Here is a 12,488-nt window from a genome sequence, read left to right as displayed (position 1 = left end):
GCAAGTAAGCACTAGACTCAGTCGCCGCCCGGGCGGCGCCGCACCGCCTTGAACGTGGCGGTGGCGCGCGCCACCAGCGTGCCCTCGGCATCGCGCGCCTCGCCCTCACAGAAGGCGATCGACTTGCCGCGCCGCAGGCAGCGCGCGCTGAAGCTGAGGTCGCCGCGGCCCGGCGACAGGAAGGTGGTGTTCATGTCGATGGTAGCCATGCCCAGCTCGCGATCCAGGCCGCGGGCCGCGGCGCTGAGCGTGAAGTCCAGCACGCTCATCAGCGTGCCGCCGTGGATGTCGCCGCGGCTGTTGGTCAGCTCGACGCGCCAGGGCAGGAAGGTACGGGCGCTGTCCGCGTCGACGTGCTGCGGCACGAGGCCCAGCAGTTCCATCAGGGGAATCGTCAGGCCGAAGTAATCGGTGGGGGTGGAAGCCATTGCAAGGGTCCGCGCGACGGCGCGGGTGTAGTAGCGGATAGCGCGCCATAATAGGGGGTTTTCGCATTCCCCGTCGTCCAAGTTCCAGTATGGACCCATCCGTGGCCTCAACCACGTCCGAAATCGCGTCCGAAGCCACGGTGCCGGCCGGGCCGCATGCCGAGCGGGGCGATGCCCGCACCGCCCGCAAGATCGTCCACGTCGACATGGACGCCTTCTACGCCTCGGTCGAGCAGCGCGATCGCCCCGAGCTGCGCGGCCTGCCGGTCGTCGTGGCCTGGACCGGACCCCGTTCGGTGGTGTGCGCGGCCTCGTACGAGGCGCGACGCTATGGCGTGCATTCGGCGATGTCCGCGATGCGCGCGGAGCGGCTGTGCCCCGGCGCCGTGTTCGTGCCGCCCGACTTCAATCGCTATCGCGCCGTGTCGCGCCAGGTGCGCGAGATCTTCGCCCGCCACACCGACCTGGTCGAACCGCTGTCGCTGGACGAGGCCTATCTCGACGTGACGGCCAACAAGCGCGGCCTGGCCACGGCCACCGAGGTGGCGCAGGCCATCCGCGCGGAGATCCGTGCCGAAACTGACCTGACGGCCTCGGCCGGCGTGGCGCCCAACAAGTTCCTGGCCAAGATCGCGTCCGACTGGAACAAGCCCGACGGGTTGTTCGTCATCAGGCCGCATCGCGTGCTGGAGTTCCTGCAGGACCTTCCGGTGCGCAAGATCCCCGGCGTGGGCAAGGTCACGCAAGGGCGGCTCGAAACGCTGGGCATCCGCACGGTGGGCGACCTGCGCCAGCGCGCGCCCGCGGAGCTGGAACTGCATTTCGGCCGCTACGGCTACCGGCTGCACGAACTGGCGCACGGCATAGACGAGCGCGAGGTCGAGCCCGATCAGGTGGCTCAGCAGGTGTCCGCGGAGACCACTTTCAGCACCGATCTGCGGCTGGACGAATTGGGGGAGACGCTGGACCGGCTGGCGCTGAAGGTATGGGAGCAGGGGCGCCGCAAGGGGATGATGGGGCGCACCATCGTGCTCAAGCTGAAGACCGATCGCTTCCGCATCCTGACTCGCAGCCTGACCCAGCCGCAGTCGCCGGCCTCGGTCGAAGAGCTGGCCGCCGTGGCGCGCGCGCTGTGCGCGCGAGTGCTGTTGCCGGCGAACACGCGCTATCGGCTGGCGGGAGTCGGCATGAGCAATTTCGCCGATCCGCAAGAGGAGGGCAGGCAGCCGGACCTGTTCGCGCACATTCCAGATCTGTCGAGATAAGACGCCACGAGGCTGCGCAGTCACCGCGGTTCAGCCCGCACGCTGTCGGAGCGAGCGGGTCCGGATGTCGCGATCGAGCATCATCGACGCCTCGTCGGCGGATGTCTGATCCAGACACGGGCGGACCGCAATACGGTCGCGCGCCAGGCCTGCGTGCGGCCGGCACGCGCGCCGTCGACGAAGGGCGGCTCAGGTCAGGACAGGCGCGCCTTCAGCTGTTGCGACACGGCGGACATGTCGGCCTTGCCGGCCAGCGAGGCCTTGAGGATGGCCATGGCCTTGCCCATGGCGGGCGCGCCGCTGACGCCCTGTGCGGCCACTTCGGCCAAGGCCGCATCGATGGCGGCGGCGATTTCCTCGGGGCTGGCAGCCTGCGGCAGGAACTCCTGCAGCACGGCGACCTCGGCCTTTTCCTGATCGGCCGTTTCGGTGCGGCCGGCCTGTTCGAAGGCGGCGATCGACTCGCGGCGCTGCTTCACCTGCTTTTCGATGATGGCCGTGATCTCGCCGTCCGTCAGGTCGCGGCGCTCGTCCACTTCCTTCTGCTTCACCGCGGCCAGCAGAAAGCGCAGGGTGGCCAGCCGGGCGCTGTCCTTGGCGCGCATGGCGTCCTTGACGGAGTCGGACAGACGGGTCTTGAGCGTGGCAGTGCTCATGGTGTGGATCCTGAAAAATGTTGCTGCAAAGCCGGTGTTTTAACCGCCGCGCGGCCATGGCGGCAAGTTGGCGAACGGATGTATGCGGTCTCGATCCGTACGTGCCTGTCCGCGTGCGTCACGGCAGGCCGGCCTGCACCGACAAGGCGGCGGTGAGGACCGTGCAAACGGCTCGACGTCGCTTGGACGCGGTCGTCGTGTAGTCAGCGCCGGCGTGGTGCTTTAAAGATGTATAATTAATGCATCTTATGTCCGGCAACTCAGGAGTTCGCATGCTCAGCGATACCGTCCGCGCCCAGGTCAAGGCCACGGCGCCCGTCCTCCAGGTTCATGGAGAGACCTTGACGCGTCACTTCTACCAGCGTCTGTTCAAGGGCAGCCCGCATCTGCGGCAGTTGTTCAACCAGGGCCATCAGCACAACGGCCAGCAGCAGCAGGCGCTGGCGATGGCGGTGGCGGCCTATGCGCAGCACATCGACGACCCGTCCGTGCTGATGCCGGTGCTGGAACGCGTGGCGCACAAGCACGTCAGCCTGGGCATCCGGCGCGAGCACTACGACGTCGTCGGCTTCCATTTGCTGGCCTCCATCCGCGAAGTGCTGGGCGAGGCGGCCACCGACCAACTGGTCGATGCCTGGGCGCAGGCCTATGGGCAACTGGTGGACGTGCTGGCCGGCCTGGAGGCTTCGATGTATGCCAGTGCGGTGGCGCGCGAGGGCGGCTGGACGGGCTGGCGCGCCTTCCGCGTGGTGGGCAAGGTGCCCGAGAGCGCCGAGATCACGTCCTTCTATCTGTCGCCGGCCGACGGCGGCCCGGTGCCCGACTATCTGCCTGGCCAATACCTGTCGGTGCGCGTCTTCGTGCCGGAGCTTGGCATCATGCAGCCCCGCCAATACAGCCTTTCCGATGCCCCCGGCACTGGCCGGCTGCGCATCTCCGTCAAGCGCGAGAGCGCGGCCAGCGGCCGTCCCGCCGGCCAGGTCTCGAACCTGCTGCACGATCGCTACGACGAGGGCGACATCCTGGACGTGGCGCCGCCACAGGGCGAGTTCACGCTGGATGTGGAAGGCACCAACCCGATCGTGCTGATCAGCGGCGGGGTGGGCCTGACGCCGATGATGTCCATGCTCAACACCGTGGCGGCGCGCCGCGACGGCCGCCAGGTGCGCTTCATCCATGGCTGCCGCGAAGGGTCGGTGCACGCCATGCGCGAGCATCTCAGTTCGCTGACCGGGCGCCTGCCCAACGTGCGCAGCAAGGTGTTTTACGAGCGCGTGGGCCCGGCGGACCGCCAGGGCGTGGACTATCATCACGCCGGCCGCATCGACCTGCATGCCATCCGCGACGACGTGCTGCTGGACGACGCTGATTACTACCTCTGCGGCCCCGTGCCGTTCATGCAGGCGCAGCGCCAGGCGCTGCGCGACCTGGGCGTGGCGCCGGAGCGCATCCATGCCGAAGTGTTCGGCACCGGCGGCATGGACGCGTAAGGCGCGCCGGCCCGCAAACAGCGCGGGCGGCAGGTGTATTCTTGCCGCTTGCGCCGCCAGCGAGCCTCAGCAATGCAACTGAACCGTTTCACCGACTTCGGCCTGCGCGTCATGATGTACCTGACGCAATGCCAGGATCGCGCCAAGCCCGTGACCATACCCGAGATCGCTGAGCGCTTCGGCATCTCGCGCAATCATCTGGTCAAGGTGGTGCATTTCCTGTCGCAGCAGGGCTGGGTGGCGGCCACGCGCGGCAAGGGCGGCGGACTGGCGCTGGCGCGGCCGGCGGATACCTATCGCGTGGGGCAAATGGTGCGGGTGCTCGAGCACCAGGGGCCGCTGATCGACTGCGCCGAACCGCCCTGTGCGCTGAACGGGGCGTGTCGGCTGGCGGGCGCGCTGAACGAGGCGTTGAACGCGCTGGTCGATACGCTGGACCGCCATACGCTGGCCGACCTGGTGGTGGCGCCGACGGCGGCGGCCATCATAAAGCTGCACCGCGCGGCGTAGCGCCGCGTCCTGCCGCCGGGCATCGAGCGCCCGGACTCCTTCTTCGCATGCGGCCGGACCGACGATCCGCCGGTACCGCCCGGGCCATAGACCAAGGTTATGGGTGCTGCCGGACTGCTCATTGGCGCCGCGCACGAGGGCGGACCAGAATAGGGGCTTGTGCAATCAGGGATCGGGATCGGGCATGCGTATCTGCGTCGTCGGAGCCGGTGTGGTGGGCGTGACATCGGCATATTTCCTGGCCCGCGACGGTCATGAGGTGGTGCTGGCCGATGCGCGGCCGAGGCCGGCCGAGCTGGCCAGCTATGCCAACGGCGGCCAATTGAGCTATAGCTACGTGGCCCCGCTGGCGGGTCCGGGCGTGCTGTCGAGCGTGCCCGGCTATCTGCTGCACAGCGATTCTCCGCTGCGTTTCCGGCCGCGGCTGGATCCGCATCAATGGCGTTGGTGCCTGCAATTCGTGGCGGCCTGCCGGGCTTCGGTGGCCCAGGCTTCGACGGCGCAGCTGCAGGCGCTGGCCTATCTCAGCCGCGACACGCTGCATGCGCTGCTGCGGCACGAGCCGCTGGAGTTCGGCCACGTGCGCAACGGCAAGCTCATCGTCTATCGCGATCCCGCCATGCTGGACAAGGCGCGTGCGCTGGCCGCCTACCAGGCCACGCTGGGCGCCCGGCAGCAGGTGCTGGATGCGGAGGGCACGCTGGCACTGGAGCCTGCGCTGGCCGGCATGGGTTCCGCGCTGGCGGGGGCGGTCTACACGCCCGGGGAAGAGGCGGGCGACTGCCTGCGGTTCACCGAAGGCCTGTACGAGAGATTCTGCAAACTGCCTGGCGCCACCGGCAGCCTGGGCAATCCGGTGCATGGCCTGGTGCGCCGTGGCGGCCGCATCGCGGCCGTGCGTACCGAGGCCGGCGAGATCGAAGCCGATGCCGTGGTGCTGGCCACGGGGCTGGGCACGCGCGCGCTGCTGCGTCCGCTGGGCGGCGACGTGCCCATCTATCCGCTCAAGGGGTATAGCCTCAGCGTGCCGCTGGCGGCCGAAGACCGCACGGCGCCCGCCATCAGCGTGACGGACTATCAGCGCCGCATCGTGTATGCGCGCATCGGTTCCGTACTGCGCATTGCCGCCATGGTCGATATCGGCGCGGAGGCGGGCATCGATCCCGCGCGCATCGCGCTGTTGAAGCGCCAGGTGCGAGAGGCGTTTCCCACGCTGGACCTGGACCAGGCCGTGGCCTGGGCCGGGCAGCGCCCGGCCACGCCGGGCGGCAAGCCGCTGATCGGACGCAGCCGGGTGGCGTCGAACCTGTGGCTGAACGTCGGGCAGGGCGCGCTGGGGTTCACGCTGGCGTGCGGCAGCGCGGCGCTGCTGACGGCGCTGATGGACGACGCGCCGCCGCCGCTGGATCCGGGGCCGTTCGCGCCTTGAGCCATCGGGCCTATTGAAAATTCCGGCTGCGCGCCGGCAGATCCCCCAGCAATTCCGTCAGGTCGACCAGCCGCTGCGCGATCAGGTGATGCACTCCATCCCGGCTTTGCCAGGTGCCGTAGATGCCCAGCAGGGTGGCGCCCAGCAGTTCGCGCCGCTGGCGTTCGATCAGTTCTAGGCGTACCACCGCGTTGACCGGGCCGGTCTCGTCTTCGATGGTGACGAAGATGGTGCCCTTGGCCGTCTGCGGCCGCTGGCGCACGGTGACGATGCCGCAGGCGCGCGCCGGGCGCCGGTCGGGATAAGTGTTCAGCACGTTGGCGGGCTGGAAGTTGCGGGCGGCCAGTTGCGCCCGCAACAGCGCCACGGGGTGGGTGCGCAGCGTCATGCGCAGGGTGCGGTAGTCGGCCGCCACGTTCTGGCCTTCCGAGGGCGCTGACAGCTCGGGGATGGTCGGTTCGGCGAGCGGCGCCGCGCGCAGCAGGTCGCGGCTGGGCACGGCGCCGGCGGCGGCCCAGCTGGCGTGGCGGCGATGGCCGGCCAGCGTGCGCAGCGCATCGGCGGCGGCCAGGGCGTCGAGCTCTTGCCGGTTCAGCTGGGCGCGCAGCGCCAGGTCGCGGGTATCTGCATAGGGCTGCGCCTCGCGGGTCTGCGCGATGCGGCGGGCGGCGTCTTCATTGAGGCCTTGAACCATGTTCAGGCCCAGCCGCACCGCGGGCCGTGCCGAGCCATGCACAGGTTCCAGGGTGGCTTCGTAGTCGCTGACGATGACGTCGGCGGGCAGCACCTCGACGCCGTGGCGGCGCGCGTCCTGCACCAGTTGGGCGGGCGCGTAGAAGCCCATGGGCTGCGAGTTGAGCAGCGCCGCCAGGAAGGCCTCGGGCTCATGGCACTTGATCCACGAGCTGGAATACGCCAGCAGCGCGAAGCTGGCCGCGTGGCTTTCAGGAAAGCCGTATTCGCCGAAGCCCTCGATCTGGCGGAACAGGGATTCGGCGAACTCTTCGGTATAGCCGTTTTTCCGCAGGCCCTTGATGAGCTTGTCGCGGTGCTTCTCGATGCTGCCGTTGCGCCGCCATGCCGCCATCGAGCGGCGCAGCTGGTCGGCCTGGCCCGGCGTGAAGTCGGCCGCCTTGATGGCAATCTGCATGACCTGTTCCTGGAAGATGGGCACGCCCAGCGTGCGTTCCAGCACTTCCTTGACGGCGGGGCCGGGATAGGTGACCAGGGCCTTGTTCTTGCGCCGCTCGAGATAGGGATGCACCATGCCGCCCTGGATGGGCCCGGGCCGCACGATGGCCACCTGCACCACCAGGTCGTAGTATTCCTGCGGACGCAGGCGCGGCAGCATGCTCATCTGCGCGCGCGATTCGATCTGGAAGACGCCCACGGTGTCGGCCTTGCAGATCATGTCATACGTGGGCTTGTCGTCCTGGGGAATGTCCTGCATCGTCATCTTGCAGCCGCGCCGCAGGGATATCAGTTTCAGGGCGCGCTGCAGCATGCTGAGCATGCCCAGCGCCAGGATGTCCACCTTCAACAGGCCCAGCGCGTCCAGGTCGTCCTTGTCCCACTGCACCACGCTGCGGTCCGGCATGGCGGCGTTCTCGATGGGCACCAGGCGCGACAGCTTGTCGCGCGCGATGACGAAGCCGCCGGGATGCTGCGACAGGTGGCGCGGAAAGTTCATCAGGGTCTGCGCCAGTTCCGCCCAATGGCGCGACACGGGCGCGTCGGGATCCAGGCCGGACGATTTCAGCGTGCGCAGCAGGGACTCCTTGCCGTCCCACCATTGATGCGCGCGCGCCACCGTGTCGATGATGACCGGGTCCACGCCGAGGGCCTTGCCGGTGTCGCGCAGCACGCTGCGCGGGCGGTAGCTGATGACCACGGCGGTCAGGGCCGCGCGATGCCGGCCGTACTTTTCGTAGATGTACTGGATGATCTCTTCGCGCCGCTGGTGCTCGAAGTCGACGTCGATGTCGGGCGGCTCGCCGCGTTCCTTGCTGATGAAGCGCTCGAACAGCAGGCTGCTGCTTTCGGGACGGACTTCGGTGATGCCCAGGCAGAAGCACACGACCGAGTTGGCCGCCGATCCGCGGCCCTGGCAGAGAATGTCCCGCCTTCTTGCCTCTTTCACGACGTCGTAGACGGTGAGGAAATAGGCTTCGTACTTCATCTCGGCGATCAGCTCGAGTTCCTTCTCGATCTGCGTGAGGGTGGACGGGGGCACGCCTTGGGGATAGCGCCGCTTCGCGCCCGCCAGGGCTTCGCGGCGCAGATAGGACTGGGCGGTGTAGCCCTTGGGCACGATCTCGTTGGGATACTCGTACTTCAGTTCGTCCAGCGAGAACCTGCAGCGGCGCATCACGACCTGGGTCTGCGCCAGCGCCTCGGGCGGATAGAGATTGGCCAGGCGAATGCGCGTGCGCAGATGGCGTTCGGCATTGGCCGCCAGGTCGTAGCCGCATTCTGCCACGCTGCGGCCTGTGCGTATGGCGGTCATGGTGTCGTGCAGCGGCTTGCGCGAGCGCAGGTGCATCTGCACGTCGCCCACCGCGACCACCGGCAGGTCCGTGGCGCGCGCGGCCTGCTCGATGGCCGCGCGGTGCAGGTCGTCGCGCGGGCCGTACAGCAGCGTCAGGCCCAGCCAGGCACGCCGGGGAAAGGTGCGCGCCAGCCAGCGCGCCTGTGCGATGAGGGTGTCGGCGTCCATGCCGCAGGCAGGCGCCAGGATGGCCAGGCATTCGGGCAGGTTGCGCAGCGTCTTGAGGTCTTGCGCATCGAGCCGGTATTCGCCCTTGGCGGCACGCGTGCGGCCAAGGGTGATGAACTCGGACAGGTTGCCATAGCCTTCGCGGGTCTGCGCCAGCAGCACCAGCCTGATGTCGGCCGCGCCGGGCCCGGCCCGCAGCGTGAAGCTGGCGCCGATGATGAGTTGCAGTTGGTGGTTCAAGGAGGCGTCGCGCGCCGCCTCGTTGAGCCGCCTGGCCTGGGTGTGCGCGCGCACCACGCCGGCCAGCGAGCATTCGTCGGTGATGGCCAGCGCGGCATAGCCCAGCTCGAAGGCCTGGTCCACCAGCTCTTCGGGCTCGGACGCGCCCTGCAGGAACGAGAAGTTGGATTGGCAGTACAGCTCGGCATACGGCGGCAGTACGGCGGGAGCGGCGGTGGCGTTGTCAAACATGATCGAGCTTCAGGCATAGCGGCCGTGCAGGAACCAGCGCGCGTCCTCGCTGTCGCGCTCGCGAAAAAGCCAGTAGCGCGCGGCGCCGGCGTCCTCGGCCACGAAGTAGTCGCGCAGGGTCAGGCCGCCGTCCCACCAGCCGCTTTCGATGCGTTCGGGGCCGCGTATCAGGCGCAGGGCCTGGCCGCCGTAGACGGGACGGTTGCGTTCGATGCGCAGCGGCACCGGCGGATTGCACAGCCAGAAGGGACGCTCGAGGCCGGGCGGCAATTCGGGTGTGCGAAGCGTGGCGCCCGCGGCCTGCGCCTGCTGCCACCCATTGGCTTCTTCGGGCCGATGATCGGCCTTGGGCTGCGGGCGCAGCACGCGTTGCGCGCCCAGCCGCGCCGCCAGCAGATCCAGCAAGCGTGCATGGTCGGCGGGTTGGCTGGCGGGATCGGGGAACAGCGTGGCGCTGGCATCCGGACGCTCCACGGTTTGCGGGGCGTGCAGCGTGACGGCGATGACGGGCGCCGGCAGTTCGAACCGGCCCAGCCGTTCGCGCAGCAGCTCGATCAGGTGGCCGCCGTGCCAGGCCGGCTGGGCCAACGCCAGCGGCAGTTCGGTAGGCGGGCGGGCATGGCGGCCGCGTTCGTGCGAAAGCTCGAGCGTGATGTGCCGCACCGCGCGCTGGTGCGCGGCCAGCCAGCCGCACAACTGGTCGGCCAGACGGCGCGCCACGGCCAGCAGGGCGTCGGCATGCTCGATGTAGTCGGGCAGTTCGATGCGTTGGCGAAAGCTGGGGGGCGGGATGATCCAGTGATGCAGTTCGGGCGTCGCGCCATAGGCGGTATCGAGTGCCTGCAACAGCGCGCCGCAGCCGCGCCGCTTGAGGCCCGCGCGCGGCAGGCGCCGCAACTGGCCGAATGTCTGGCAGCCCAGGTCGTTCAGCCAGTCGAGGCGTTCCTGGGCCTGCGGCAGCAGGCGCAGCGGCAGGCCGTCGAGCATGCGTTCGAGGCTGGCCAGGCTGAGCGCGGCACGCCGGGGCGCGCGACGATGCGGCGCATCGGCGACCGCATCGGCGGCCATGCCGCTATCGCGGCGCGGCGGCTGGTGAGCCAGCAGCCAGGCGCCCAGCGCGGTAGGCGCCACGCCCAGCGTGGCCTGCACACCCTGATCGGCCAGCGTGGCGGCCACCCGGCGCGCCAGCGCGCGCGGGCCGCCGAACAGCTGCAGGCTGGCGCCCACGTCCAGCAGCAGGGCGGACTCGTCGGGGATGGCCAGTTGCGGCGTGTATTGAAGCAGCGCGAACGCGGCGCCTTGGCGCACCTGGGCTTCGGTGGCCGGCTGGCGCTCGGCCTGCGCACATTGCGGCGCGATGGCCGTCAGGCTGGCGCGACGCATGCCCACGTGCGCGCCGGCCCGCCGGGCCGCCGGGGTGAGGGCGACGACGCGGGCCGCTTCGAGCACCGCGCAGCCCGCATCGCCGTCGTCAAGGCACCAGTGCGGGCGCACGGCGTCCAGCGGCAGGCTGTGCAGGAACACGGCGATCCAGAGGCGCATGGGGAACGGGCAGGCTGCCCGGCTCGAAGGGAATGAAAAACGGGGTATCGGATACCGGACCGCGGCGCTTGAGCACGCGCACCGACAGGCCCGCCGGCGCGCTGTCCAGCGCCAGCCGCAGCGGCGCGGGCGAGGCCTGGCGCGCCGCCGTGGCCGGCCGCAGGGCGAAGCACAGCGTGTCGCTGCCCGCCGCGGCCAGGTGCAGGCGACGCAACGCCTCGTGCCGGGCGCGCGGCAGCCAGCACAACACGGCGCCGCAGGTGCCATGGCGCAGGATCTGCTCGGTCGCCCACAGCGCATCTTCGGGCGTGGCTGGATCGACCCACAGCAACTGCGCGGGATCGAGCCGCCATTGGCTCCAGCAGGCGATGTGCGGCACATAGGGCGGCTGCACCAGCGCGATGGCGCGCGGACCGTCGAGCCGCGCCAGCGCGGGTTGCACCAGGCGGACCTCGCCGATGCCGGGATGCGGTTGCAGCAGCTCGATGAGCGCGCCCAGCGGCCAGCCGCCGCCGGGCAACTGGCCGGCCAGGGCGGCATGGCCCGTGGCCACGCAGCGCGCGGCGCCCTGCGCCAGTTGCGTGGCGCGCCAGAGGGCGGGGTGGATGTGTTCGGGGCGCATCGTGGACAAACCAGAAATCTACTGTACGAATATACAGTATTTTGGTGGGGCGGCGCCGATGCCGAATAGGCCATCATGCGGGGATCTTGCGCCCCATTGTCTGGCTTTGGTGCCCCATTGTGGTGCGTACAACAGATGCCGTCAGCGTGCCTCGCCATGAGGGCCTTTCCGTCGGCACAAGTCCAACCACCCCGTCCGAATCTTCCTTCGCAATGACCTGGCACGCATCCTGCTTGATCGACATCAAGACTGTCTCCTCGTCCAACTCTTTGCCGTTCGAAAGGAGCAAGCAGCATGGCCCATCATCCCGAAATGATCGTCGAGTTATCGCGCCGCGTAGAGAAGATTTCCAACGAGAAAATCTCGAACATCGTCGACATCAACCAGCAAGCCAAATACCTTTCCCTGAATGCCCGCATCGAGGCCGCGCGTTCGGGCGAGGCGGGACGCGGCTTCGCGGTGGTGGCCAACCAGGTGCAGCAGGTGTCCGAACAGATCACGCACATCGCGGATGCGCTGAAGATGGAGCTGGCCGGTTCCATCGCCGACCTGATCCGCCTGGGCGAGAACACGCTGGAAGAGATCCGCGGCTACGAGGGGCGCCGGCTGGGCGACCTGGCCCTGAACATGATCGAGACCATGGACCGCAACCTGTACGAACGCTCGTGCGACGTGCGCTGGTGGGCCACCGATTCGTCATTGGTGGATCTGCTGCAATCCCCGGACGACCAGGCCGCGCGCCATGCCAGCCAGCGACTGGGAGTGATTCTGGACAGCTACACGGTGTACCTGGACTTGTGGGTGGCCGATGCGCAGGGCCGCGTTGTGGCCACGGGGCGTCCCGACCGCTATGCGCACGCTTGCGACGCGAATGTCGCGCACGCCGAATGGTTCCGGCGCGGCATGGCCACGGCCGATGGCGGCGATTACGCGGCGCTGGACATCTGCCATGAACCCTTGCTGGATGGTGCGCAGGTCGCCACCTATGCCACTGCCATCCGGGCAGGGGCCGAGCGCGATGGCAAGCCGCTGGGCGTGCTGGGCATTTTCTTCGACTGGGCCAGGCAGGCCGAGACGGTCGTGCGTTCAGTCGGGCTGAGCGACGAGGAATGGGCGCGCACGCGTTGCCTGCTGGTCGACAGCCGGCAACGCGTCATCGCCGCTTCCGATGGCGCCGATCTGCAGGAGCGCTACGTCCTGCTCGATACCGATGCCCAGGCGCGCGGCTTCTATCGCGCGGGCGAGCGACAGGTCGACTACGCCCTGACGCCGGGCTATGAAACCTATCCGGGCCTGGGCTGGTACGGCGTCATCGAACAGCAGCCGCGCCGCTACTTCGAATGATCCCGCGCCCACTGG

10 protein-coding genes are annotated in these 12,488 nt (G+C 69.0%); 5 read left to right on the top strand and 5 right to left on the bottom strand.

The features are described from left to right. Positions 1-17 precede the first annotated feature (17 nt). Entirely contained in the window at positions 18-428 is a 411-nt protein-coding gene (locus CAL15_RS14350; RefSeq protein WP_086079222.1) for a PaaI family thioesterase, read from the bottom strand. A gap of 206 nt (positions 429-634) precedes the next feature. Between CAL15_RS14350 and dinB the strand changes: the two genes are divergently transcribed. After that, the gene (gene dinB / locus CAL15_RS14345) at positions 635-1,693 is read left to right on the top strand and encodes a DNA polymerase IV (protein WP_232468235.1); all 1,059 of its coding nucleotides are present in this window, start codon (positions 635-637) and stop codon (positions 1,691-1,693) included. A gap of 194 nt (positions 1,694-1,887) precedes the next feature. On the opposite strand, the gene CAL15_RS14340 is transcribed toward dinB, so the two are convergent. Beyond that, a complete protein-coding gene (locus tag CAL15_RS14340; protein WP_086079220.1) occupies positions 1,888-2,349 on the bottom strand; it encodes a GatB/YqeY domain-containing protein in 462 nt (153 codons plus the stop codon). A gap of 272 nt (positions 2,350-2,621) precedes the next feature. On the opposite strand from CAL15_RS14340, the gene hmpA reads away from it, so the two are divergent. The 3 genes from hmpA to CAL15_RS14325 all read left to right on the top strand — a co-directional run bounded on the left by hmpA (position 2,622) and on the right by CAL15_RS14325 (position 5,778). Next, positions 2,622-3,839: an NO-inducible flavohemoprotein gene (gene hmpA, locus CAL15_RS14335; protein WP_086079219.1), complete on the top strand. Its 1,218-nt coding sequence runs from the start codon at positions 2,622-2,624 to the stop codon at positions 3,837-3,839. A 72-nt stretch (positions 3,840-3,911) separates the two neighbouring features. After that, positions 3,912-4,349 carry an Rrf2 family transcriptional regulator gene (locus CAL15_RS14330; RefSeq protein ID WP_086079218.1) on the top strand — a complete coding sequence of 146 codons (438 nt, stop codon included), beginning with the start codon at positions 3,912-3,914 and terminating at the stop codon, positions 4,347-4,349. Between the two features lie 184 nt (positions 4,350-4,533). Then, the gene (locus CAL15_RS14325) at positions 4,534-5,778 is read left to right on the top strand and encodes a D-amino acid dehydrogenase (RefSeq protein ID WP_086079217.1); all 1,245 of its coding nucleotides are present in this window, start codon (positions 4,534-4,536) and stop codon (positions 5,776-5,778) included. A 10-nt stretch (positions 5,779-5,788) separates the two neighbouring features. Here the strand turns inward: CAL15_RS14325 and CAL15_RS14320 are convergent, their stop codons facing one another. From CAL15_RS14320 to imuA, 3 genes are read right to left on the bottom strand one after another with little or no spacing between them, the layout of a single operon-like run. Then, complete coding sequence (locus CAL15_RS14320; RefSeq protein ID WP_086079216.1) at positions 5,789-8,965, bottom strand: error-prone DNA polymerase; 3,177 nt, start codon at positions 8,963-8,965, stop codon at positions 5,789-5,791. 9 nt (positions 8,966-8,974) lie between these two features. Continuing rightward, positions 8,975-10,507 carry a Y-family DNA polymerase gene (locus CAL15_RS14315; protein WP_157666664.1) on the bottom strand — a complete coding sequence of 511 codons (1,533 nt, stop codon included), beginning with the start codon at positions 10,505-10,507 and terminating at the stop codon, positions 8,975-8,977. Next, entirely contained in the window at positions 10,437-11,129 is a 693-nt protein-coding gene (gene imuA / locus CAL15_RS14310; RefSeq protein WP_086079215.1) for a translesion DNA synthesis-associated protein ImuA, read from the bottom strand. The genes CAL15_RS14315 and imuA overlap by 71 nt, the downstream gene beginning before the upstream one ends. 294 nt (positions 11,130-11,423) lie before the next feature. Here imuA and CAL15_RS24775 point away from each other — a divergent pair, with 294 nt between their 5' ends. After that, positions 11,424-12,473: a methyl-accepting chemotaxis protein gene (locus tag CAL15_RS24775; RefSeq protein ID WP_086079214.1), complete on the top strand. Its 1,050-nt coding sequence runs from the start codon at positions 11,424-11,426 to the stop codon at positions 12,471-12,473. Positions 12,474-12,488: the final 15 nt, after the last annotated feature.

The sequence above is a fragment of the Bordetella genomosp. 13 genome (assembly GCF_002119665.1).
GTDB lineage: Bacteria > Pseudomonadota > Gammaproteobacteria > Burkholderiales > Burkholderiaceae_B > Bordetella.
Note: the sequence above shows the minus strand (reverse complement) of the source record. Positions and strands in the feature narration are given on the sequence as shown.

Excerpts from the sequence above, each read along its gene's own strand:
- CAL15_RS14325 (WP_086079217.1), top strand. The coding sequence starts at position 4,534 with ATGCGTATCTGCGTCGTCGGAGCCGGTGTGGTGGGCGTGACATCGGCA.
- CAL15_RS14315 (WP_157666664.1), bottom strand. The coding sequence starts at position 10,507 with ATGCGCCTCTGGATCGCCGTGTTCCTGCACAGCCTGCCGCTGGACGCC.
- CAL15_RS14320 (WP_086079216.1), bottom strand. The coding sequence starts at position 8,965 with ATGTTTGACAACGCCACCGCCGCTCCCGCCGTACTGCCGCCGTATGCC.
- CAL15_RS24775 (WP_086079214.1), top strand. The coding sequence starts at position 11,424 with ATGGCCCATCATCCCGAAATGATCGTCGAGTTATCGCGCCGCGTAGAG.
- CAL15_RS14340 (WP_086079220.1), bottom strand. The coding sequence starts at position 2,349 with ATGAGCACTGCCACGCTCAAGACCCGTCTGTCCGACTCCGTCAAGGAC.
- CAL15_RS14330 (WP_086079218.1), top strand. The coding sequence starts at position 3,912 with ATGCAACTGAACCGTTTCACCGACTTCGGCCTGCGCGTCATGATGTAC.
- CAL15_RS14350 (WP_086079222.1), bottom strand. The coding sequence starts at position 428 with ATGGCTTCCACCCCCACCGATTACTTCGGCCTGACGATTCCCCTGATG.
- imuA (WP_086079215.1), bottom strand. The coding sequence starts at position 11,129 with ATGCGCCCCGAACACATCCACCCCGCCCTCTGGCGCGCCACGCAACTG.
- hmpA (WP_086079219.1), top strand. The coding sequence starts at position 2,622 with ATGCTCAGCGATACCGTCCGCGCCCAGGTCAAGGCCACGGCGCCCGTC.
- dinB (WP_232468235.1), top strand. The coding sequence starts at position 635 with ATGGACGCCTTCTACGCCTCGGTCGAGCAGCGCGATCGCCCCGAGCTG.